This is a genomic window from Ectobacillus soli (genome assembly GCF_042610425.1).
Classification (GTDB): Bacteria; Bacillota; Bacilli; order Bacillales; family Bacillaceae_G; genus Ectobacillus.
Genome location: NZ_JBGJZM010000001.1, coordinates 1,336,269 through 1,360,196 on the forward strand (window position 1 = coordinate 1,336,269; position 23,928 = coordinate 1,360,196).

27 protein-coding genes are annotated in these 23,928 nt (G+C 37.6%); 5 read left to right on the plus strand and 22 right to left on the minus strand.

The features are described from left to right. Positions 1–46 precede the first annotated feature (46 nt). Positions 47–1,951, minus strand: coding sequence for an asparagine synthase (glutamine-hydrolyzing) (gene asnB / locus ACAN53_RS06930; protein WP_379968385.1), 1,905 nt, complete (start codon positions 1,949–1,951; stop codon positions 47–49). Positions 1,952–2,134: 183 nt separating this feature from the next. Between asnB and ACAN53_RS06935 the strand changes: the two genes are divergently transcribed. Further along, complete coding sequence (locus ACAN53_RS06935; RefSeq protein ID WP_379968387.1) at positions 2,135–2,596, plus strand: Hsp20/alpha crystallin family protein; 462 nt, start codon at positions 2,135–2,137, stop codon at positions 2,594–2,596. Positions 2,597–2,634: 38 nt separating this feature from the next. On the opposite strand, the gene ACAN53_RS06940 is transcribed toward ACAN53_RS06935, so the two are convergent. Together ACAN53_RS06940 and ACAN53_RS06945 are read right to left on the minus strand one after the other, a co-directional pair. Continuing rightward, on the minus strand, positions 2,635–3,222 hold the full coding sequence (locus tag ACAN53_RS06940; protein WP_379968389.1) for an SCO family protein: 588 nt from the start codon (positions 3,220–3,222) through the stop codon (positions 2,635–2,637). 107 nt (positions 3,223–3,329) lie between these two features. Further along, positions 3,330–3,791 (minus strand): helix-turn-helix transcriptional regulator, encoded by a 462-nt coding sequence (locus ACAN53_RS06945; protein WP_379968391.1) that lies wholly within the window; start codon positions 3,789–3,791, stop codon positions 3,330–3,332. A gap of 165 nt (positions 3,792–3,956) precedes the next feature. On the opposite strand from ACAN53_RS06945, the gene ACAN53_RS06950 reads away from it, so the two are divergent. After that, positions 3,957–4,913: an MBL fold metallo-hydrolase gene (locus tag ACAN53_RS06950; protein WP_379970273.1), complete on the plus strand. Its 957-nt coding sequence runs from the start codon at positions 3,957–3,959 to the stop codon at positions 4,911–4,913. 235 nt (positions 4,914–5,148) lie between these two features. On the opposite strand, the gene ACAN53_RS06955 is transcribed toward ACAN53_RS06950, so the two are convergent. Both ACAN53_RS06955 and iadA read right to left on the minus strand, forming a co-directional pair. Then, positions 5,149–5,991 carry a DegV family protein gene (locus tag ACAN53_RS06955; RefSeq protein ID WP_379968393.1) on the minus strand — a complete coding sequence of 281 codons (843 nt, stop codon included), beginning with the start codon at positions 5,989–5,991 and terminating at the stop codon, positions 5,149–5,151. Between the two features lie 163 nt (positions 5,992–6,154). After that, a complete protein-coding gene (gene iadA / locus ACAN53_RS06960) occupies positions 6,155–7,330 on the minus strand; it encodes a beta-aspartyl-peptidase (RefSeq protein WP_379968395.1) in 1,176 nt (391 codons plus the stop codon). 128 nt (positions 7,331–7,458) lie between these two features. Here iadA and trhA point away from each other — a divergent pair, with 128 nt between their 5' ends. Beyond that, a complete protein-coding gene (trhA, locus tag ACAN53_RS06965; RefSeq protein WP_379968397.1) occupies positions 7,459–8,097 on the plus strand; it encodes a PAQR family membrane homeostasis protein TrhA in 639 nt (212 codons plus the stop codon). 56 nt (positions 8,098–8,153) lie between these two features. On the opposite strand, the gene ACAN53_RS06970 is transcribed toward trhA, so the two are convergent. After that, positions 8,154–8,867, minus strand: coding sequence for a lysophospholipid acyltransferase family protein (locus ACAN53_RS06970; protein WP_379968399.1), 714 nt, complete (start codon positions 8,865–8,867; stop codon positions 8,154–8,156). Positions 8,868–9,092: 225 nt separating this feature from the next. Continuing rightward, a complete protein-coding gene (locus ACAN53_RS06975) occupies positions 9,093–9,728 on the minus strand; it encodes an FMN-dependent NADH-azoreductase (RefSeq protein WP_379968401.1) in 636 nt (211 codons plus the stop codon). Positions 9,729–10,084: 356 nt separating this feature from the next. On the opposite strand from ACAN53_RS06975, the gene ACAN53_RS06980 reads away from it, so the two are divergent. Both ACAN53_RS06980 and ACAN53_RS06985 read left to right on the plus strand, forming a co-directional pair. Then, the gene (locus tag ACAN53_RS06980) at positions 10,085–10,720 is read left to right on the plus strand and encodes a 3D domain-containing protein (RefSeq protein WP_379968403.1); all 636 of its coding nucleotides are present in this window, start codon (positions 10,085–10,087) and stop codon (positions 10,718–10,720) included. 168 nt (positions 10,721–10,888) lie between these two features. Further along, positions 10,889–11,386: a dihydrofolate reductase gene (locus ACAN53_RS06985; RefSeq protein ID WP_379968405.1), complete on the plus strand. Its 498-nt coding sequence runs from the start codon at positions 10,889–10,891 to the stop codon at positions 11,384–11,386. Positions 11,387–11,421: 35 nt separating this feature from the next. On the opposite strand, the gene thyA is transcribed toward ACAN53_RS06985, so the two are convergent. The 15 genes from thyA to ssb all read right to left on the minus strand — a co-directional run bounded on the left by thyA (position 11,422) and on the right by ssb (position 23,667). Next, entirely contained in the window at positions 11,422–12,216 is a 795-nt protein-coding gene (gene thyA, locus ACAN53_RS06990) for a thymidylate synthase (protein WP_379968407.1), read from the minus strand. Between the two features lie 88 nt (positions 12,217–12,304). Further along, complete coding sequence (locus ACAN53_RS06995) at positions 12,305–12,877, minus strand: YpjP family protein (protein ID WP_379968409.1); 573 nt, start codon at positions 12,875–12,877, stop codon at positions 12,305–12,307. 315 nt (positions 12,878–13,192) lie between these two features. Beyond that, positions 13,193–14,032, minus strand: coding sequence for a conjugal transfer protein TrbL family protein (locus ACAN53_RS07000; protein ID WP_379968411.1), 840 nt, complete (start codon positions 14,030–14,032; stop codon positions 13,193–13,195). 11 nt (positions 14,033–14,043) lie between these two features. After that, the gene (locus ACAN53_RS07005; protein ID WP_379968413.1) at positions 14,044–14,538 is read right to left on the minus strand and encodes a hypothetical protein; all 495 of its coding nucleotides are present in this window, start codon (positions 14,536–14,538) and stop codon (positions 14,044–14,046) included. Next, on the minus strand, positions 14,535–15,593 hold the full coding sequence (locus tag ACAN53_RS07010) for a bifunctional lytic transglycosylase/C40 family peptidase (RefSeq protein ID WP_379968415.1): 1,059 nt from the start codon (positions 15,591–15,593) through the stop codon (positions 14,535–14,537). Before ACAN53_RS07010 ends, ACAN53_RS07005 begins: the two co-directional genes overlap by 4 nt. Then, a complete protein-coding gene (locus tag ACAN53_RS07015; RefSeq protein WP_379968417.1) occupies positions 15,523–17,352 on the minus strand; it encodes a VirB4 family type IV secretion system protein in 1,830 nt (609 codons plus the stop codon). Before ACAN53_RS07015 ends, ACAN53_RS07010 begins: the two co-directional genes overlap by 71 nt. Then, positions 17,333–17,992, minus strand: coding sequence for a hypothetical protein (locus ACAN53_RS07020; RefSeq protein WP_379968419.1), 660 nt, complete (start codon positions 17,990–17,992; stop codon positions 17,333–17,335). The genes ACAN53_RS07015 and ACAN53_RS07020 overlap by 20 nt, the downstream gene beginning before the upstream one ends. After that, positions 17,904–18,299, minus strand: a complete 396-nt coding sequence (locus ACAN53_RS07025) for a hypothetical protein (protein ID WP_379968421.1) — start codon at positions 18,297–18,299, stop codon at positions 17,904–17,906. The genes ACAN53_RS07020 and ACAN53_RS07025 overlap by 89 nt, the downstream gene beginning before the upstream one ends. Then, positions 18,300–18,608 (minus strand): hypothetical protein, encoded by a 309-nt coding sequence (locus ACAN53_RS07030; RefSeq protein ID WP_379968423.1) that lies wholly within the window; start codon positions 18,606–18,608, stop codon positions 18,300–18,302. It abuts the gene before it with no gap. 293 nt (positions 18,609–18,901) lie between these two features. Beyond that, positions 18,902–19,366 carry an NUDIX hydrolase gene (locus tag ACAN53_RS07035; protein ID WP_379968425.1) on the minus strand — a complete coding sequence of 155 codons (465 nt, stop codon included), beginning with the start codon at positions 19,364–19,366 and terminating at the stop codon, positions 18,902–18,904. A gap of 330 nt (positions 19,367–19,696) precedes the next feature. Next, positions 19,697–20,512: a polyphosphate kinase 2 family protein gene (locus ACAN53_RS07040; RefSeq protein ID WP_379968427.1), complete on the minus strand. Its 816-nt coding sequence runs from the start codon at positions 20,510–20,512 to the stop codon at positions 19,697–19,699. 256 nt (positions 20,513–20,768) lie between these two features. Continuing rightward, a complete protein-coding gene (locus tag ACAN53_RS07045) occupies positions 20,769–21,542 on the minus strand; it encodes a class I SAM-dependent methyltransferase (protein ID WP_379968429.1) in 774 nt (257 codons plus the stop codon). 74 nt (positions 21,543–21,616) lie between these two features. Beyond that, positions 21,617–22,051 (minus strand): BrxA/BrxB family bacilliredoxin, encoded by a 435-nt coding sequence (locus ACAN53_RS07050; RefSeq protein WP_379968431.1) that lies wholly within the window; start codon positions 22,049–22,051, stop codon positions 21,617–21,619. An 89-nt stretch (positions 22,052–22,140) separates the two neighbouring features. Then, positions 22,141–23,268 carry a conserved virulence factor C family protein gene (locus ACAN53_RS07055; RefSeq protein WP_379968433.1) on the minus strand — a complete coding sequence of 376 codons (1,128 nt, stop codon included), beginning with the start codon at positions 23,266–23,268 and terminating at the stop codon, positions 22,141–22,143. 60 nt (positions 23,269–23,328) lie between these two features. Next, positions 23,329–23,667, minus strand: coding sequence for a single-stranded DNA-binding protein (gene ssb / locus ACAN53_RS07060; protein ID WP_379968435.1), 339 nt, complete (start codon positions 23,665–23,667; stop codon positions 23,329–23,331). Between the last annotated feature and the right edge of the window lie 261 nt (positions 23,668–23,928).

Below are 23,928 nucleotides of genomic sequence, written 5' to 3' on the forward strand. Positions count from 1 at the left end.
GTTTCTCCTCCCTCATCTTCCTTTTCGTGAAAAAAGTCACTTAATCTTATCGAACACTAGAATAGGACTGCTTTGTTATTTCTTGAAACATATTCGTATCGTATTTATTCTCCATGTATATTTGGTGCCAAACCATGAAGGATAGAACGGTCCAAATTTTACGGCTATAGTCACCTTTACCTGCACAATGATCTTCCAGTAAATTCAATACATATTGTTTATTAATACAATAATCTGTTCCACTTTCCATAATAATAGAAACTGCCCAGTCATGCATTTCATTCTTCAACCAATGACGAATTGGTACTGGGAAACCAAGTTTTTTACGATTTAATACATGATCTGGAACCACGCCTTGCACCGCTTCACGTAAAATTGCTTTCGTTGTACCATTTGCAATTTTAAGCTCCGTTGGTATCTTAGAAGCAACTTCAAATACTTCTTTATCTAAAAATGGTACCCGAAGTTCAAGTGAATGAGCCATTGTCATTTTATCAGCCTTTACTAGAATATCACCACGAAGCCACGTAAACATATCAATATATTGCATTTTGCTTACATCATCATAAGAACGGATTTCTTCATATAATGGCTTTGTAATATCCATATAGTTAACATGGCTATTGTAATTCAACATTAGTTTTGCTTTTTCTTCTTCTGTAAAAATTTTCGCATTTCCATAATACCGCTGCTCAATTGGTGTACAGCCACGTTCAAGGAAGCTCTTTCCTTTAAAGCCATCTTGCAGGGCACCACTTAGTGCCTTTAACATACGTTTACCAGGAGTAGGTATATATTCAAACATTTTCAATGATGTAGGTTCGTGATATATATTATAACCACCAAACAGTTCATCGGACCCTTCACCAGAAAGAACAACGGTAACATGCTTACGTGCTTCTCTAGCTACGAAGTACAATGGTACAGCAGCTGGATCGGCTAATGGATCGTCCATATGCCACATGATTTTTGGAAATTCTTTCATATACTCTTCTGGTGAAACCGTAACACTATAGTTTTTTACATTTAGCTTGTCCGCAGTTTCTTGGGCCACATCTACTTCACTAAATCCTTCTCTTTCAAACCCGACTGAGAATGTAAGTAGATTTGGATTTAATTCTTTCGCAATTGATACTACGATCGATGAATCGATTCCACCTGAAAGGAATGAACCTACAGGAACATCGCTACGCATATGAACCTTAACTGAGTCGAATAAAACGTCACGGATAGCTTTAATATGATCTTCTTTAGAGCTATTAGATGCTTGAAAATGGGGTTTCCAATACGTATGAAAGGAAATTGGTTTACCAGGTTCTTTAATAAAATAATGACCAGGCTCTACTTTACTAATATCCTCTGTTAATGAATCTGGCTCTGGTGCATATTGATATGTAAAATAATGTTGCAATGCAGTAGGATTTACCCCTTTGTTACGTAACACTGGTAAAATACTTTTCTTTTCTGAAGCGAAGTATATTGCATCATCATCCTGGGCAACAAACATTGGCTTAATACCAAAATGATCACGAGCTCCGAAAAGACGTTTTTCTTCGCGGTCCCAAATCATAAAAGCAAACATGCCTCGTAAATAATCAACACACTTTTCTTTCATATTTGCATAAAGTGCTACAATTACTTCGGTATCTGACTGCGTAGCAAATGTTGCACCTTTTGCAATAAGCATTTCACGTAATTCAACGTAATTATAAATTTCACCGTTGAAGATGATGATGTAACGTTCGTTTTCATATGTTAACGGCTGATGTCCTGCCGCAATGTCAATAATACTTAGACGGCGAAATCCAAATTGAATATGCTCATCTCTAAAGTATCCTTCATCATCAGGTCCGCGATGAAAAATCACTTCATTCATCGTATTAAACTGCTGCTTGTCTTCAGCAGAAAGTTCTCTAGGCTTTTCGTATAAGCAACCTACAAAGCCGCACATATTGTTACCTTCTTTCTATAGAATCCGTTTTTTCTATCCTACTATATTGACCTAATATATACTAGCACAAGAATGAAAAACGTGCGAGAAAAACTAAAAAAAGATAATTTCTATGCATATGCACACAATTAGGCACTTCCATCATATGCTATGACATAAAAGCATACTGTGGGAGGTAAAAAAATGAGTGAAAATAAAAGTAACGATCCTCGTTCGCAAATGAAAGGATACTTAAAGCAAATTGATGATTTCTTTGAACAGACACCATTGCGGGGGCTAATCGAAGAAATGAACCATTTCTTTCAAAAAGGCAATCGTCTCCTTACATTTCCGGTTGACTTATATGAGGTTGGGAACGATCTAGTTATCGAAGCTGAAATTCCAGGTATTCAAAAAAATCAAATTAAAGTTGAATTCGAACATGAATATGTACGTATTTCCGTTCAGGATGAAACAACCATTCAAGAAGAAAACGAAGTAAATAGCTACTATCGTAGGGAACGATCAATCGCGGAAACAACGAGGCTAATTAAGATGCCTTATGTAATTAACAAAAAACTAGCAAAAGCATCTTATACAGATGGGGTATTAATCATCCGTGCGCCTAAAGTTCCAAAACAAAGTGAAACATTGAGTATTGACTAATGAAACGATAAGAAGGATGCCCATGAAAAGGCATCCTTCTATTTAGATAGTAACTTTATATCATGAATAATATCTTCATAGGGAACATTACTAATCCCGCTATATTTTTTTACAACCGTACCAGTCTTATCTATTAAATAAAAACTTGTACCATGTGTAACTTGCGAATTACCTGCAGGTTTGTCTGCGACCGTATGAAAAGATTTTTGCACAAAATCTTGAATATCCGTTTGCTTATAACCGGTTAATAAATTCCAATTTGACAAATCACTCGTATATTTTGAAGTAAATGTACGGATAACTTCCGGTGTATCTACTTCCGGATCCACACTAAACGAAACGAATTGTACATCAAGATTTTCTTCCTTCGCCATTTTTTGCAAACGAACAAGATTAGCAGTCATAGGGGGGCATACAGTTTCGCAGCTTGTAAAAAATAAATCAGCAACTGTAACTTTCCCTTTCAAATTGTTGCTTCCAAATGATTCACCGTTTTGGTTTATATATTGGAAAGGTTCTACATTCCAATTCAGTGAATCCCGCAATTTAGAACTAGTGCTACACCCTGAAACAACAATAACAAGTATGCTAATTAATAATACTAAGAAACTTCTATTCCATTTCATACAATACCCCTTTCCCAAATGCTACATTACCATTGTAACAAAATAAGAAAGTGAATGAAAACCCTTTCCTACGCTTCCAAATAAAGCTGTGACAATTTAGTGAAATCTCATCTTTGTGGTGCATGGATGAATGTTTCAAATTGTGCCAATGCTTCTTCTTTATTAAATGTACTAAACCACCGATAATCTTCTTGATCTATAATGCGGTAGTGGCGGCTAATGATATTTTGCTGCAACCGATATAGACCTTGATGGTCTACCTCTTCCCACCAAATTTTTCCTCCAAGTGTTCGATCTTTACGATATACAATCGATTCTCGTGCAAGCACGGTTACCATTTCAAGTGGATGTCCCCCACATACTGAAACTAATATTTCACTATCCGCAAATAAGGCACACATTGCTACAACCGTTGTCCAAGAGGGAACCAACCGTTCCTTCTCAATTTGAACCAATGTTTTTTTGGAGATACCTAGAATATGTGCCATTTTCTCTTGGGTATGTCCATTTTCAATTCGTACAAGTTTCATTTTCTTAGCAACAAGTATACATGCTTCTTCTCTATTCATTTATGGCACCCCATTTCAATGTAAAGAATAATTAATGTAATTTTACACTTTTTTAATATGGAGTCAATGATTCCAGCTTCTTTCACTAACATTCGCTGTATACAATAATTATGAAACCAAAAACGGTAGAGGTGATATTTTGTGGGAAGAATACGATATGAAAATATGGATGGGATTATTACTGCAAAAACGCTTTCTCAGTACTTTCAAATGAAAAGGGAAGGAAAAAATAAGCTTAAGAATCTTCCATTTAAGATGGATCAGTCACCTATTAAGCAAATAGAATTCTTGAACAGAAATAAAACAACATCCTCCATTACTTGGATTGGTCATTGTACATTCCTGATTCAAGTAAATGGTCTAAATATTTTAACAGACCCAATTTGGACGAAAGATTTAAAAATGTACCGTCGTCTTACTGAACCTGGACTCAACATAGAAGATCTTCCGCCTATTGATATTGTTCTCATTTCACATGGACACTACGATCATTTAGATTTTTCAACGTTACGCAAGCTACCAACTACCATTCAATATCTAGTTCCTGTTGGCTTAAAAAAACTATTTCACCAAAAGGGATTTGATCGCGTACAAGAGTTTGACTGGTGGGAGCATACAGTCTATGACAATATTTCCTTTCATTTTGTTCCTGCGCAGCATTGGACGCGTCGAACACTATTTGACTTAAATAGATCACATTGGGGCGGTTGGGTCATTCAAGATGATAAATCGAAGGATAGTATTTATTTTTCTGGTGATAGTGGCTATTTCCGAGGATTTAAAGAAATTGGAGAACGATTTTCCATTCAGTATGCTCTGTTGCCTATTGGGGCCTATGAACCAGAGTGGTTTATGAAAGCTGTTCACATGTCACCTGAGGATTCTGTGCAAGCCTTTATCGATTGCAAAGCAAAGCACTTTATTCCTATGCATTACGGTTCTTATCCTCTTACAACTGAAACACCTTATGAAGCATTGGAACGCCTTCGGGCCGATTGGGCAAAGCGAAATCTTAATCCAGAATCTTTCCATGTATTACTACTAGGTGGTACGTTACATCTTGCACATCTACAATATATGCTCTATGAGAAAATTATCGAAAATAAAGTAATTACTGTATAACAACCACGTACTTCTGAACATTATATAAAGTAAGTAAATGTTTAGGAGGACGTTTTATGTTACGCACATTACCATCTTACTTAAAGCGGCGGTTCTTCATGAGCGCACTTGCCGTAGTTTCTCTCATTATCTGCTATTTTATTCATTAATACATGGAATTATTTAGATAAAAATAAAAGGTAAAGGAGTTATCCACTCCCTTTACCTTTTATTTCTATACAGTTGTGTTCAAACCTTATTCAGCAAAAAACATAAATCCGATTGCACCGGCTCCCGTATGAGTAGTAATTGCCGGCCCTGTATAACATATTTTTGTATCTGTAAATCCACTAATTTTCATAATAGCGTCCTTTACCGCTGTAGCAAGAGGAATGGCATTTGCTTGCGGAACACTTACTGCCTTAATTGTTTTTCCTTTTGTCTCTTCAGCAAAAAGGTTAGCTAACGTCTTAACTACTTGTCCGTAACTTCTTACTTTAGCGACAGGTGTATAAACTCCGTCCGCTAAACTTGCAATTGGCTTAATATTGAGAAGAGAACCTATTAGCGCTTTGCCGCGACCGATTCGACCACCCTTAACAAGATTTTCGAGTGTATCAACTACAACATATAAGTTAGAATTCTTTCTTACTTCTTCTACACGCTTTAAGATATCCTCCATTGGATAATTTTCTTTTGCGAGCTTAGCTGCTTCTAGGACTTGATATCCAAGTGCATGTGAAATAAACATAGAATCAACAACTGTAACTTTTGTATTCGTCATGGTTGCAGCTGCCCTTGCTGTACTGACTGTTCCGCTCATTCCGCCTGTCATATGTATAGAGAGGACTTCACTGCCATCTTCTCCGAGTTTGTCGTACATTTCTACAAATGATCCAACAGCTGGCTGAGATGTTTTTGGAAGTTCGTTAGCAGCTTTCATTTTTTCTAAGAATTCTTCTGGTGAAATGTCAACACGATCTAAAAATGTTACTCCATCAATACAAATAGATAGAGGAATAACATGAACTCCGTACTGCATTAATTCTTCTTGTGATATATCTATCGTGGAATCTGTCACAATTTTAATGTTTGTCATAGTGTTTTTCGTTCCTTTCTCTAACACTCTCCTAGTTATTATACTAATAATCATTCTGCTTTCAATATGATATTTGTCATATAAGACAAGTTGCATCTACTAGTTGAGATAAGAAATTCACTCCTCATCGTTACGTTCTTCCATCTAGATTGTATACGTTTACTTATTTGTCAAAGGTTCCTTTGACAATCATTTCCCCCTCCTTAATCATTGTCTTTCCTTTAGCTATGACAGAATGAATCGTTAAATCACTGCGACGAAGGAGTACAAGATCGGCGTCCTTTCCTTCGTGAATATGTCCTTTATTTGAAAGTTTTAGAACACGAGCAGGGTTTAACGTAATTGGTTGCAATGCCACTTCTATTGGGATGTGCTCTTCTAAAATAGCCTCTCGAACAGACTGAAACAAGGAAGAAACACGTCCTACTTGTAAGCCTGTTAATTCCCCCTCTTCATTAAACGCGGGCAAACTTGCTTGCCCATCAGATGAAAAAGTAATACAGCCAATAGGCACTCCTTCTTCTAGCATAAGGCGGAGTGCCACAGAACATTTCACTTCCCCTTCTTCTAAAAATTGAGGAATTGTACTTGTCGTGAAATCTACGTAACCACCGCTTTTCGCAAAATTTATACCTGCCTGAAATAAATCAGGATTACGATTTATATGAGTTGGATGGAATTGTCGTATTGGAATGGACGTTTCTTCGATAATCCGCTTTAGTAATGATAATTGGTCGTCTCCGTCTCCTACATGTATTTCCAATATGCCTGCTTTTCCAGATAAGATACCTCCATTTCTTGCAGCTGCAGAAACCTTAACGAGTTCTTCAAATGAAGGCTGAGACGAACGGTGATCTGCAATAGCTACCTCGCCTACACCAATAATTTTGTCAATTAGAATAATATCCTCCTGAACACTATTCATTATGGTTTGCAGTGGTAATTGATACGAACCAGTATGTATAAATACAGTGATTCCTTCTTCCTCTAACGCACGGGCCTTGGCAAGCAGGCTTTCCATACGTCTTGTGGTTCCATCCGTACCAAGCACTCCAACAACTGTTGTAATACCAGCTTGCGTAGCATCTGTAAGATTTAGTTCGGGCGTTCTCGTTTTAAATCCACCTTCTCCTCCTCCACCAATGATATGAACATGAGCATCAATAAATCCTGGTACGACGTATAGACCAGTTGCATCAATCACTTCCACATCTACAAACTGAGATGGAATTGCAATTGAATCACGTATGTAGCCAATTTTATCGTGAGTAAGTAAGATATCCTTTTTCCCGATGTAATGCGGGGCATACACTTCCCCGTTTTTTATTAACGTTAGCATGTGTATCACTCTTTTCTATATATCATCTATAATTTAAAATCGTATCATGTTCAGAAGGAAAAATCATTTTCTATAAATATCATGATAAAATAGAGATAACCTTACGCAAAGGAAAGGAACGAAGAAATATGGCAAGTACACACATTTTCTCTAAAGAAGAGGAAATTGCAAATGCGATTACTCACGGTTTGGGCGCTTTACTAAGTATTGCTGCACTCGTCATCTTAATCGTGGCAGCCTCACTTCACGGTACAGTATGGCATGTCGTAAGCTTTACTTTATTTGGCTCTACGATGGTGCTGCTTTACACTTCTTCAACCTTCGTTCATGCCTTACCCGCTGGAAAAGCGAAGCATGTCTTTGAAATTTTGGACCACTCATCCATCTATTTTTTTATTGCAGGAACTTATACACCGTTTCTATTTCTTGCAGTTAAAGGGACACTTGGATGGACATTATTCGGAATTGTTTGGGGAGCAGCAATTGGCGGAACCGTTTTTAAAGCATTCTTTGTCAACAAATTTCTCCACATTTCTACGATTCTGTATTTGATTCTTGGCTGGTTAATCGTACTGGTTTGGAAGCCACTTACGCAATCCATTTCTCAAGGTGGAATTAATTTACTTGTCATCGGTGGATTGCTGTACAGTATAGGAGCCGTTTTTTATGTTTGGAGAGGATTTAAATACCATCATATGGTTTGGCATATATTCGTACTATTAGGGACAATCGCTCATTTCTTTGCCGTTTTGATTTATTTATTATAAATGCAGGAAAAATAGAAACAAGCTAGTCCTACGGACTAGCTTGTTTCTAAACGTTTTTATTTGTTAGATTCGATAATTTCACGACAATAGCGTGCTAATTCATTCATATCCATGTCCTGATATTGCTTTGCATAAATCGGTTCATGAACCGTTAACGTAATGTCGGCAGGCTGTACCCGATTGTTGTTTGCTTCTAAAATGTTGTATGTTCCATTAATTGTAATCGGCACAACTGGTACACCCGATTTTACGGCCAAGTGAAAACTACCAGCCTTGAATTCCCCCATATCTTTCCCCTTACTTCTTGTTCCTTCCGGAAAAATAACAAGAGAATGTCCAGCTTTCAAATTTTGAATACCATCCTTGATTGCTTGTAACGACTGTCTTCGATTACTTCGATCCATAAATACACTATTCATAAGCGTCATCCAGTCTTTCACGATAGGTAACTTCTGCATCTCTGCTTTCGAAATAAATCCAAGTGGAGTTTGTAAATACCCCATTAAAAGCGGAATATCGAAGTTACTCTGGTGATTGCTTACAAAAAGAACAGCTTGATGTTTGGGAATGCGTTCAAGCCCCTTCACATCTACCTTTGAACCCGTTATTTGTATCATTCCTTGTCCAAACCAATTCGGTGTTTGATGAATGACTCGATCTCTCTCTTCTGTAGAAAGAGTATCTGGTAGCTTCTTAAAACGAACCAAACTCGGTATGGTCTTTAAAACAAGAAAAATTATTCCTATAACAGCAAATATAGTACGAATCATAATAAACCCCCAAATTTCATACATTCGAGTTATATTATACAAGACTCTCCTTGGAAAAAGAAGAAAAAATCAAAATGAGGATGGTAGGTAAGAAAGTTTTCTACCTTCTTACCTACCATCCTCTGTAAAGGGTTGTAATGTATCGTTATGTTAGCCTGGCTTCTCCAATTGATCACTTTGGAGTTATATTGGCTCATGATTTATGCCGTTTAAAGCATTATGTGTTTACCAGTTTTTTGCTAATTTTTTTGCTTCTTCAATAGCTTGCGCTTTAATTTCTTGTGCTTTATCAGCATTTGCAGCCATACCTTCTACAGCTAGATATTCAACATCTGTAACACCCATAAAGCCTAACACTGCTTTTAAGTGGTTACGTCCTAAGTCATAGCCAACTGCAGGGCCTTCTGAATATATGCCGCCTGTAGCTTGAATATGAAGGGCTTTTTTACCTTCTAGTAATCCTACAGGACCGTTTGCAGTGTATTTAAATGTTTGTCCAGCGATAGAAAGGTTATCAATGTAAGCTTTCACAACTGGTGGATAGCTAAAGTTCCACATTGGTGTTACAAATACATAACGATCTGCACTCTTAAATTGTTCAAGATTTGCAGTCATTGCTCCAACTTTTTCTTGTTGAAGAGCACTAAGTTCTTCAAATGCAGTACCTGCACCTAATTTGCCCCATGCAGCTAATACATCACCATCAATCAAAGGTACATTTGTTGCAAATAAATCAACAGTTACAACTTCATCACTAGGGTTTGCTTCTTTATATGCTTTGATAAATTCTTCGCCAACAGCCTTACCATAAGAGATAGTTGCAGGATTTGGATTTGCAGTAATATAAAGTAATTTTGCCATGTTGTTTGCTCCTTTTTACAATTAAAAATTATCTTAAATTTAAGAAATATAAGTAAAAAATAATCTACTTACATTACGTTAGCTAGTATATAAAAATGAAAAATGATTGTCAACTATAACATCTTGTCCCCCATATTTTTAGCATTTGTAACATTAAACATACCTACCTAATAATTTACATCTTTCATTCGACAACTTCCTATCATCTTCAACATCTAAAGAATCAGTTTTATTACATCCTCATGACTCAATTAACATTCCCTTAACATTTCAATTACTTTACTTGCTAGCCTCTATTACATCCCATATCCTTAATATACACTAAGGTAATAAATTCCATGTGAAAGGTGATGCTATTGCTGAGTATAAAACGATTTTTGTCGATACGAATAGTTCCTACTCTTATAATTGCCGTAGGTTTTGGAGGGGCAACAGCGACCGTACAAAGTCAATACGAAGGAGCAAAGCAACAGCACCAAGAAGTACAAAACGAATTACAACAAAAAAACGAAGATTTAGAACGAAGGATACAGGATTTAACCCAGCAAAAAGATCAGCTACAGCATACCGTTCAGGATAAGGATTCTGAAATCAAGCAAACCTCGCAGCAGCTACAAGATGCAGAGCATAAATTAGAACAAGCGGGAATCTCATTTTCCTCTCGTGACGACTCTGTTACCGCTCGTACTGTTACCGTTAAGGCAACTGCTTATTCAGCCGATCCTGCTGAAAACGGCGGTACATACCAAGGAAAAGTATTAACGAAAACTGGTTATAGTTTAACAGATAATCCAAATGCAAAGGTAATTGCGGTAGATCCAGATATTATTCCACTTGGAAGTTCAGTATGGGTCGAAGGATATGGCTTTGCAAAAGCAATTGATACGGGCAGTGCGATTCAAGGGAATCATATCGATATATTTATGAATGATAAAGAACGAATGAATCAGTGGGGGGTTCGTAACGTTCAAGTGAAAATCTTAACGCAATAATGTCGTTTATCACAGAAACCCTAAATGATTATTCATTCACATAAAGACTGCTACTATAAACGAAAGAAGGAAGTTTAAACTTATTATGCTTCCTCTTTCGTTTTTTTCCTTTTTTCATGTATACTTGGGAAGAATATGATTATTTTGTTCAAAGGAGCTTATTACTATATGTTTTCTTTACTTGTAGCAATGGATGAAAATCGAATTATCGGTAAAAATAATACATTACCGTGGCATTTATCAAATGACTTAAAAAAGGTTAAAGCGCTAACTACTTCCAATATTATTGTACTGGGAAGAAAAAATTTTGAGTCAATAGGAAAGCCACTTCCCAATCGACTAAATGTTGTATTAACTAGAGACCTGAATGTGTCCATTTCAGGATGTGTTGTTATGCATTCCGTGGATGAAGTTGTTACAGCCTTTCAACATGATACAAGAGAGGTATTTATATTTGGAGGGGCTGAAATTTACAAGCAATTTTTCCCGTTAGTTTCAAAAATGTACATAACATTTATTCATCATTCTTTTGAAGGCGATACGTATTTTCCGACCTATAACAGTGAGGAATGGGATCTTGTATCACAAGAAGAAGGTATCATGGATGAAAAAAATAAGTATCCACATACTTTTTGTGTGCTACAACGAAAAGCAAAAAACGTATAAATCAAACAGCCAAAGCAATGCTTTGGCTGTTTGATTTATACCGATACTTTTGCTTTAATATGTGGATGTGATTCATAACCTACCAATTCAAAATCTTCATACGTATAATCCAAGATAGAGGATGGCTTTCTCTTAATAACCAATTTTGGTAAAGGGTATGGGGTACGAGTAAGCTGCAGCTTGGCTTGTTCGATGTGATTTGTATATAAATGTACATCTCCGCCCGACCAAATAAATTCCCCTACTTCAAGATCACATTGCTGCGCAATCATATGTGTCAACAATGCATAACTTGCAATATTAAACGGAACCCCTAGAAAAAAGTCCGCTGAACGTTGATTTAGCATACAAGAAAGTTTCCCATCCACAACGTAGAATTGAAACGAATAATGACAGGGTGGCAACGCCATCTTATCAATCTCACCCACATTCCATGCACTTACAAGTAAACGTCTGGAATTCGGATTCGTTTTAATTTGTTGAATGACTTCGGAAATTTGATCGATAACTTTCCCATCCTTTGTTTCCCATGCACGCCATTGTTTACCATAGACAGGTCCAAGATTTCCTTCTTCATCGGCCCACTCATCCCAAATCGAAACACCATTTTCTTTTAAATAGGAGATGTTGGTATCACCTGTTAAAAACCAAAGAAGTTCATAGATAATAGAACGAAGATGTAATTTCTTCGTTGTAACGACCGGAAACCCCTCAGACAAATCAAATCTCATTTGTTTAGCAAATAACGAAATCGTTCCTGTACCAGTTCGATCGCCCTTCAATGCCCCATTATCTAAAATATCCTGCATGAGTTGTAAATATTGTTTCATTTGTAGAATCCTCCTCAATTGCAACTTGCTTGTTCTACTTTACAACATAAACTTACAAAATAAAAGGAAAGAGATATCCTCTTTCCTTCTAAGATAACCATTGTGGAGGTTGATTTTTACCCCAGTATATTTTTCCCAACTCGTGATGGGCAATAAAATTATCATTTGCTATATGGTAATGAAAATCGAAATAATAACCATCTTTAGGTGGATGATCCCGTCTTACGTGAAATCGTAATAGATCTTCGTTTGTACGCGAATCGTAAATATGCATAATTTTTTCATTTTCCCCGCCCTTAGGATATTGCGATACTGCTAAATAGGAAAAAGATTGTGGAGATTGGCTCTCTGCAAACGTTGTGATTGTATCAGTCACTTTTGGTAATATCGTTTCATCAAATTTTGTAGCAATTACAGGGCTGATTTTTGATCCGAATTTTTCTTTTGATTGTCTATCTGCTTCGGAGACTACATAAGTCACGAATGACGCAGCTGAAAGTTCATCAGCCTTTTCTTCTACTAGAGCTTGCGGTGCTTGTTCTACATTTACTTTGGATTTATCCGTCTTTGCTGGATCTAATAAAACAGCTGGCGGCGTAACAATGCCAAACGTACAAACCGTAATAATGACAACGAGCGCCTTTTTTAGCATTGTTAACATGTAGGTCATCTCCCTTCGACCTCTTCATTCTGGTGCATATGTCTATCATACAAAACATTTCTTTAAATTGTATTAAAAAAATGATACAACTTTTACACTACAAATGGGTGAAAAATAATAAAATTTCATAAAATATTAATACTTATGTAAGAATGCGTGAAAGGGCATTGTGAAAATAGAAATCTTCCACATAACCGTCAAACTTGCTCGTCCACAATAGAAAAGTCCAGTCTTGCAAAAAATACAAGCATAAACATTTTGTAGCTTCACACATTATGAATATTTTCTCACTCCCCTTTGAAATCAAATATGTAATTACTTCATAAGCTTAGTTGTAACATACCTCAAAATAATCGTTTTCCCAGTACTACCGACTGCGTTTGCAGCTTTTCTCCCTGCCCCTGTGCTATAGAGAAATCTTCGTAGAAAACTAGGCCCAGTTAGGCAAAATATCATAAATCCGAATCCAATAACAAAATCTTGTAGTGTATTCGCATCGCCCATACTATTAAACGATATCCATATAATCATAATTTGTAAGCTTTGTGTAAATACAGTCGCAATTGTTTCTCGCCACCAAATGCTCCATATATTCATTTCTTCATTTACAAGTGACCATGCAGCAAGTGGACTCATAATAAATAATATAAGTAGTTCTACCGTTCGAATCACATATTGAATAGCAAGTAAGAGAAAAATGATTGCCATACATAACCCTGCAAGTAACAAAGACGTTGCTCCCGCCCCAGGAATGGTAACAAATTTCGAGAACGTTTCTACTCGAATTCCTTTATTTAGAAAGATTTCTACAATTGCGTTATTGATTGGTAGAAATACGTCTTTTAATAGGAAAGGTGCAAGCATCGCTACTGTTCCTCCAAGAAATGTTTTTACAATTACCTCTTGATAGCCACGCTGACTATAGCCGCCCACTTTATCAACAAGAATCTTAATCAGATTAAATACGAAAAATACGCCGCCAATCGTTACCGAAATCATAAGGACTATATGATATGCCTCGGATACATAGGGATAGCGCGTTAAATCTGTCGGTGCAAACAAATAGATAGAAAGCCAGCTAAAGGCAGCATTGGCAATATCACTCATTAGACCATGAATGAGCTCATTCACATATTCAATTGGGCTTTTGAACATCAACTTCCCCCTTACTGACTAGGCACATTTGTTAAAAACGTGATGTCTTGGATTCGCCAAACATCTTGCTTGTGTAACTGAAGGAGAATGTAGTCCGTTTGGGTGGTACTAGCAGACTGAACCGAAACAGATCGGGTAATGGCTACAATACTTTCGGCACTGTCATCGGTAACATTTCGTGAGTAGACTCTAATGCCATCTATTTTCGTTTGAATCTTGACGGTTGTTTTACTCGTATTTTCACCAGGAGGAATAACTGTTGCCTTTACTCGTTCAGTCGCATACGGCGAAATATCACCGCCATCATATAAAGCCTTGCAAAATGCAACAACGGTCTCTTCCCAGGAAGCTTGCTTGCTTACAGCTTCCACATTATTTTTTTCTACTGTTACTGGTAGCCGAATTGATTTGGGTATAACTGCCTGGCGCTGCAAATAAAAATAAAGGATCCAAAGAAATACCAATATAAGAATGAACAATAGAATAGCCCACTTTATGATTTTCATTTCGTTCCTCCTCGGAGAACACGCCCATAACCATATATTTTACTTTTCCATATTGGGTCTGTTAGATTGCTATATCCAACCCCTGACGAGTTGCTATTATACATTTTTCCATTTCCCACATATACACCCACATGACTAATAAATGCATGATCACTCGTCCCTGTAAAAAACACTAAATCACCCGGTTTCAACTCTGCATCACTTATTCGTGACGAGTAATAATATTGTTCCTCTGCTGTTCGCGGCAGTTGAATACCGACCTTCGCATAAATCCATGTCATAAGACCGCTACAATCAAAGCTTGTATTTGGAGAATCTCCGCCCCATACGTAGGGCCAACCTTCAAATTTACGAGCCTCCGTTATAATCGTTTCTACTTGAGACGATACATTTTCATTTTTGTTCGTACTCGCAGCATATTTCAATACTTTTACCCCGTATGTATAATCCCCATAGCAGTAGGGACTCCGCCATCCACAACTGGCATTTCTCGCATGGGATAAGGAGAAGGTTTTACGGAGCTCTTCTGTACCGATGCCGCCATGCTCTTTAATGAAGTACAACCAGCCTGGGCCATAATTATAGCTTTGTACAATCGTTTCGGTATCGGTAATTCCTAGATTTCTAGCTAACGTAAGCATTTGCTTCCAATGCTTGATTCCTTGCCGAATACTCGCAACCGGATCCGTAATCGCTCCTACCTGTAACCCAGCCGATTCACTGCTCTGCATGATATCATTTAACTTGCCACCGCTTTCTTGCATCATAATGGCAAGTAAGATGGGAAGTTGTTCTTCCCCTAGTTGCTCTTTCATAGCTAGTTCACGGACGATCGGTTCCCACATCAACACTTCATTAGATAGGGTTCCCTTTTCTTTTGGCGGCAAGGTGCTAGGGAAAAACAACAGAAAGACGAGAAGGCATAGAAAAAAGAAAATCATAAGAAGGACTTTCCAAAGTCGAACTACTGCTGTGCCGTACATACTAGTTTGATCCCTCGTAAAGCTCCCTGTATTGCCGCGGATCAATAAGCTGTAGCTCTTCTGGCGTAACATCTACCCTCATATATACGCGAGAATGACCAGCAACATAGATACCTTCCCCTTGTTTGCGTCTGCTAATAATTGTCTCTTCCTCCTCAGACAGACGAAGCACATCATATTCTTTCAAGTCGCGAATATCATTATCCTGTAAGCCAAGAAGGAGCATGCTAATACTATTATTTATAATGGCCTTCCCGACATTATGCCCGCCCTCCACTGCACCTAAAAAATCAATAGGTTGCTGCGTAGCAACGATTGCATCTCCCCCATATTTTCGAATTCGTTTGTATACATCTAGTAAAAATAAGGCACTTTTTGCACTTCTCATCAAAAGATGAGCTTCATCCACATACAATTTTTTAGGTGTAATCGTATCGCGAGTAATCTCCTCCCATAAAAAGGAAAGGATATTAAACATCGCAACCGGTTGACTATCTCCGTCCTGCTGTAGGTCTTTAATATCAAAGCAAATAATAGCATTGTGCAAATTAACATTTGTCGTACCATTAAAGAGCTTTGCATTCGTTCCTTCTGTATACATACGTAATATTTCACGAAATTCTCGCAAGTTTTCAAATTCTTCTTGATTAATATAATGATATAAATCAAGTAATGTTGGAAAGGCCTCCGCCTTTCGGTTTGCAAATACTGTTACCTCCGTAATACCGTGCTGTTTATACACTGCAAATAGTGCTCTCTCAAGCAGGGCACTCTCTAATACGGTCATTGTGGGATAGATAAGCCGAAAAAAAATCTTAAGACGTTGCATTTTTAAAAATAGAACACTACCTCTAATGTCATCATCAGTAACATCATGTAAGATATGAAACGGATTAATGACATGCTCTGTATTATTACTAATGCGAATCACTTGACCGCCAATTTTGGCAACGAGACGAGCAAATTCCCGTTCCGGATCTACAATAAAAAAGCGTGTATCATTGCTCTCTAGTACCCATTGCCGCAAGAAATGCTTTTGCATAAAAAAGCTCTTCCCCATTCCTGTTGTACCAAGAATAAGCATATTTCGAGAGGGAAATCGCTTTTTATCGTTCATATCAACGAGGACAAGATTATCCGTATGTAGATTTTGACCCATTATAATGCCGCTTTTCATAAACAGTTCACTTTCATCAAAGGGAATTAAGGACGAGGCTGCCGATGTATGCATATTTTGATATGTATAGTGAGGAAGGGTAATCTTGCAAAGTGGAAGTACACTTTGCAATGCTTCTGCCATATTATCTCGTGCCGGTACGATCGACAGTCCGATTTGCCAAATAATCGATTGAAGCCTTTCTGTTAATCGGTTTAAATCATCTATACTGTTTGCCTGTAAATGAATATACGTATAAACAAGAAAGATGGTTTTATGATTATGACCAAGCAGAACGTCGAGCATATGATCTGCACTTTTTTTCTTTCGTTCGATCTCCTTTCGCCTCATAGGGGATAACGATTGGTTCAACCTTGCTTCATATTCTTCAATGGACTGGTTCAAATGCCGAACCATTTTATCACTCGCAACCGGTACTAAATGTGTACTCACATTCATATTGCCAGAAAAACGATAGAGCTTCGTGAGCCAGTTTCCTCTAACAGTATTCGGATAATCCACGACTAATAGAGTACGAGCAACATTTGATCCCAATTGAAGAAAATCACGATGTTCTTCAATAAAGTCAGGAGCAAGCTTATTCTTCAAAGCATTCGAATTTCCTACATATTGTTCAAGTTCTGATACATGCTTCTTACTCCCTATTTGCTTCATGGAGTCTCACTCCCATCGTAAACGGATACATTTGTGCATCTACAATTGGCCGATACTGAGAACTAATATAGTCATATAGAGTATGTAGATAACGAGCTACGTCCCTATCATTTGCTTCTTGCACTGATAGCCCGATTTCTTCTAATCCATTTTTTACATGTTTTTTCTTCTGCTCCAATATAAGCATACTCTCTTCATACGCCTGCTTTGTCGTTCCGGTAATTCGTTCCTCTAGGATAAGATAGCGCTGCCGCTGAATCATCGTAGTACTCGTTTCAATTCCCTTTGCATATTCCATATAGCCGTGTAACAACTTTTGTTTCATGGATGAAGTACGATCCTGCTTATTCTTTAGTTTTCTCACATAGCTTCCTAAATCAACTGGCTGTGACATAATCGTCGTTTGAATCGGAAAGGAAATGCTTCGCAAAAACATTTCATATTTTTCTAGCGTCTCATTTAATTCTCGGTAGCTCATGAGATCCAGATTAAAAGATGAAATGCGTAGCAATTGAACGAGGCGAAAATCATCGGTCACGATAATGCCCGCATCAAGAGCCCTTACTGGTATGAAATGTTGCACGCTCATTTGTTGTTGCAGTAGCTTCTTCCGCTCCCCACTCTTCTTCCTGCTCTTCATAGATTTCCTCCTTTCGGTAGTAATACAGACGCTGCCTATAGTAATAACGAATCAGCTCATTCGCATGTCGCCAAAACGGGATGTTTTCACGGACTGGTCTTACATATACGAACACGCACGATATAATGACTATAATCGTAACAAAAGGAACTTTTATATAGATGGAAATTGGCATAAGAATTATGGGAATGATCAGGAGCAGGGCCGGTATAAAACACAGGGAATCCTTGAGCGTAACATGCTGCATAATCTCAAAGTCACCATTCACATTTTCAGGAATCGTATATTCTTGTTTTTGATCCATCATTTACCCAAGTAATCCTAGGAACCATTTCATTAAAACACCTGCACACATAACAATAGCAACGACGATAAATGTATCCTTCATGCTACTTTTATACTCACTCTTTTTCCCTGAGGAATTGGTTAAGCTATACATTACACCAAATGCCATAATAGCAGCTGTACCAATGGAAGGCGCAATAATCATGAAAAAATTTATAATTCCATTTGCTACATTTTTAACAATAGTTGTTGGGTCATCACTTATAGCAAAGGCATGCTGTGGCACGAGTAAGAAGAACAAGATGCATACTACAAACTTCCATCGATTCATACGTTAATCTCCTCCTTATGTATGGAGTTTTCTTTCACTTTTCACTGACTAAACCATTCTCTTTCATATATATACGCGAAAGGTCAGAAAGACAACTCCGCTTTTCCTTCTTTTTATATACAAATACCGACAAGGCACAGGCATTCTTGTGCAAAACACATTTAATATCTGATAACTTGGTTTTTACCGATGGGCATCACTAAAAAAAGGTATTCCCCTCAAAAAATCAAGAGAAAAATACCTTTTCATTCCATCGTACTAGGTAATCAATAACACTACGGATATATATGTACTTATATTAGATGTGCCTTTATCTTTTTTTCTAATGCAGAAAGAATAGTAACATCCGGAGGTTGTATGTGGTCAGGAAGATCATTTAGGTGAAAAAATTGTAGTTCACTCGTTTCGTCTTCATCTGGTTGCATAATGCCGTGATAGTCATGACAGAAGTAAGCTGCGGCTACTACATAAACTTCATCCCCGTTCGGATATTGATAGTACAACTCAGGGCCTGAAAAAACATCAAATAATTCTAACTTGTCTGCTATTAACCCTGTTTCTTCTAACAACTCTCGCTTTGCCGTTTCTTCTGTGCGTTCGCCTAGCTCCATCGCCCCACCAGGCAAACCCCAACAGTCGTTATCGGTTCGATGCTGCAGCAAAAGCCTTCTTTCTTCATCCAAAATGATGACACAAGCTGCTGTCATAATAATCGGTCGACTTCCAAGCTTCTCTCGTAAATCCATAATATAGCCCATGCCCTGCACCTCTGCTTTTTCCTTAACATTAAAATACGTTTCTTATGTATTCTACCATTTATTGTGAGCAGACAGAATGGATTTGTATGTAATCATAACTTCTGCTTCCGGGCAGAAAATGAATCTTATATGATTTCTAGATAAAAACTTCCTATTATGCTAGTTGGTAATGAATGTTGAGTTTTATTAATATATTACAAATACGGTATGTGAAATTTATCATTAAGTTCTTTACTAATTCATTGTCCTCTTTGCATGCACAAAATGTATTCATAAAAATTAGAAACGAACATGAATGATTCCTTCATGTTCGTTCTTGGTCTCCATCAATTACATTTCAGCGCTTACTTCCTGCACTTGTTCCGTTTCCTCTTGTTTCGAATCATTCATATCTTGATAGTACGTTGGAAGTTCAATATTATGCTCAGAGAAATAGTCTTCAATTAAAACAATAAGGGTTTTTAAGGTTTTTAAACGCGCATACATTTTATCATTACTTGGAATGACATTCCACATGGCATTCGGTTTATCTGTTTGTTCAAACATATCCTCTGATGCTTCGACATATTCTTCCCACTTATCGCGATTACGCCAATCTTCTTCTGTAATTTTCCATTGTTTAAGAGGATTTTGTTCCCGTTCTTTAAATCTTGTTAACTGTACATCTTGGCTAATATGAAAGAAAAATTTTGCTACAATGTAATGATCATCTGTTAGTAGCTTTTCAAATTCATTGATTTCATCATAGGCTCTTTTCCATTCTTCTTTTGTGGCGAATCCTTCCACCCGTTCAACTAGAACACGACCATACCAAGAACGATCGAAAATGGTAATCTGACCATATTGGGGGATTTTACGCCAAAATCGTTGTAAATAATGATAGCGTTGTTCATGGGGAGCAGGTGCACCGATTGGAATTACTTGTGTTCCTCGTGGATCAAGATGCTCGGTAATTCGTTTGATTGCGCCGCCCTTTCCCGCAGCATCCCATCCTTCCATAGCAATGATGACAGCTATTTTTTCTTTCCGCAAAATCTGTTGCAGTGCTAGTAAACGCATTTGATATTTTTCAAGTTTCTTATTATATTTTTGCTTGGATTCAATTTTTTTTGATAAATCTGTTTTTGCAAGACGATCTTTTTTCATACTAGAAGACCCCTTTTCCTATAAATTATTACTATTTTACCCTATATTATAGTAATTTTGGTATAGCAATTTATTTAAATGTAAGAGTATGACTACATATTGTTGCATATGTTCCATTCGTAATGAATACGGTAAATGAAATTAAATAAGCATTCCTAAATTTTTGTGAAGGTAAATTTAATTCCTAACATCATACGCAAAGTTCAAAAAAGGGAAACCGTCCTCGCTCGGTACAGTCTCCCTTTTTTAAACCGAATTATTTTTCTAATACACCAAAATGAAAGCTTGCACTTTTTCGGCGTTGCACATTAAATCCATACGTTTCAAAACGAGCACTGCGGAAATGATCCTTTAAAACCACCCGTTTTTTCGCCACTCGTAGTGCTTCTCGTATCGTTTCCCCGTCTATATCTTCGTATAATGCAAAGTGTTTGAGCCCCTGTATCCCGTCCGATTGTGCTACCGTTTGTTCAAACATAGGATCTAAATAAACTACATCAAACGATTGGTCCTCACATTGCTTTAAGTACGTGAGATGCTCGTTATGGACAACAGAAATACGCCGCATAGCCTCATTCATTGCCTTTTGCTCGCTACCCCATTGTTGTAATCCTTCTTTCACGATATACGCAATCATTTTATTTCCTTCAATACCCGTTACTTTGCCGTTTTCCCCAGTCACATAGCTAGCCACAATACTATCCGAAGCAAGACCCAGTGTGCAATCTAACATGCTCATTCCTTGTTCTAATTTAGTTACCTCTATAAACGGATCATGTTCTCCTCGAAGTAATCGTTTCATTCGAAAGCTTGCGGAGTTAGGATGGAAAAAGAAAGAATCTTCCCCTGTTTCCGGGTACAATTCCAAGCGATTTTTCCCAACGACAAGTACGTCATCTTGAAATTTCTTCACAATATGCGCTATTGAATCCTCTTTCCTCTTTTCAAATCGGCACTGCAGATCATCAGCAACTTGTTTTGCACGTATCATCATATCTGCCGTTGTTCTTCCGGCTGTTGTAACAATCATTTTCTCACCTCAACTAGGGGTAAAAACCCCTGCCTATACAAGCAGGGGCTGACATATGCAAGGTACAAGCGTCCTTAGCAAAATTGATCGAACGCAGTTTTTAAATGTTCCCGAATACCTTCTAAGCTATTTCCTTCAATTTCATGACGATGGATAAAATGAACAACTTCTTTTCCGTTTACTAGGGCAATTGACGGAGAAGATGGAGGAATTTCACCAAAATATTCTCTCATTTTTGCTGTCGCTTCCTTGTCCTGTCCTGCGAATACAGTAACAAGATTCATAGGGCGCTTTTCTTCTGCTTGAACTAAAGCCTCTGCAACAGCAGGACGAGCAAGCCCAGCTGCACAGCCGCAAACAGAATTCACTACAACAAGTGTCGTTCCAGTAGCTTCCTCCATATAATTTTCAACAGATTCTGAAGTGGTAAGCTCTTTAAATCCAGCTGTTACAAGCTCTTGACGCATAGGAATTACTACTTGTTTCATATATTCTTCGTAAGCATTCATATAAGCTAATTCTCCTTTAAACATGGTTATCATTCATCTTATCATGATACGCTCCAATTGCAAAATGAGAGTACAGATAATTACAAAGTTTATTCATCCGTGCTGCGCGACTGGGTCATTTGTTTCCAAACAGATCCTTTCGCTTCCTCGCCGCCTTCGATGCGACTAGCCGCAAGCCGTGCTTGCATAGCAACTTCAAATTCAGAATCTTGCTCAGCATGTTTCAGCGCAGGTAAGGCACGTTCGTCTCCTTCCTCAAATAAAAACATCGCTGCACGCCAACGAACAAGTTTGCTCGGATCCCCTAACGCCTCTGTCATAGCAGGTATTGCTTCTTTCGCACCGATATCTGATAAACAGTCACCAGCCGTTCGGCGTACGCTCACGGCTTTATCCTTAAGTGCATGATATAGCATAGGTAATACTTCTTTCCCTTTTACCATTCCTAAATAAGCTGTCGCTAGACGGCGAATTGACACTTTTTCATCTTTTATTGCTTTCGCAAGAACAGGAATATCTTGTTCACTTGGATTCATTTGCTCTAAAGCAGCATAACGAGTTTTCCAATCTGGATTTTCCATCATGTCCATTGTGACTTGAAAGGATTCTCTTTCTTTTACCGTTATTTCATGATTAGTAGACTGTTGTAGCAGTTCGTCTACAAGCGATTGTACGCGTTTCTCAGGAAAGGCTGCTGTAAGTTCCTCAACCACTTCTTGGCCAATCTCCTCGAACTCCCCATAACGTGTTCCTTTCTCGGACCACTTTCTTTCCTTTACCACGTTTGGCGTTGCAAATTGTAGCTTCATAATGGATGCTTTAAAATAATCAGGAAGTCCAAATCGTTGATCCTTTTCACCGTCGGTTAGCTTCACTTGCATCGGAATATCATACAATTCTTGTACAAATACCTTTACTTCCCCAAAATGAGATACCTTTTCCTTTGCCTCTACGGATTCTGTTTCGCCAAAAACAGCGCGAACATTTTGCAATATGAACTTCCAATCATATTTAGGATTTCTTTCAACTGCTAAAAAATCAGCCACATGATAGACACCTTTTACACCTTCTATGGTAAGAATGGATTGAATGACTGCAGGAGCGGTATGTGCATTTTCCTTACTATAATTATTACGTGTTCCAAATGAAAGTTCTTCATCTAAAAGCACCTTCATTGTATTTGGACTTGGTGTAGGTTCAATGGCCTTAATTTTCAACTTTCTCTCCCCTTTAACAAATGTGTTTCCTTTAGTGTAGCACGAGGGAAAACAGACTACCTACAAAGAAGCATTCTCCTTTTTACGTTCAAGAAACGTAACATTCTCAGCAGAAACATCAGTTCGATACAATCGTTTACCCTCCTGATTTGTATAACTACTCGTTTGAATACGACCCGTTATCCCAATCAAGGAACCCTTTTTACAATATTGCGTAACGGTTTCAGCTGACTTACGCCATACGGTACAATCAATAAAATCCGTCTCTTGCTCACCATTTCCATTTTTAAAATTACGGTTGACTGCAATTCGTATTTTAGCGTAGGGTAACCCTTGCTTCGAATATAGTAATTCTGGATCACGAGTTAATCTACCTGTTAATACCACACGATTAATCATAACAATCGCCACCTATCCTCGTTTTGTTCATTGTAAATGATAGATAGCGATGAAGAAAAATTAGAAAAGTGGAGAGATGCTGTAGTTATTTTGTCTCTTTTCATAAAAGACTTACATAGAATCCTAGTATATTTTTCTTTTTCATAAGTTAATATTTTTTATTTTCATCATTTTACGGACAATGAAGTAAATAAAGAATGGAATGTACCAGCTAACTGAAAGCTTGTTGCACAAATGCTTTTTGGTAAATCTTCTGCAAAC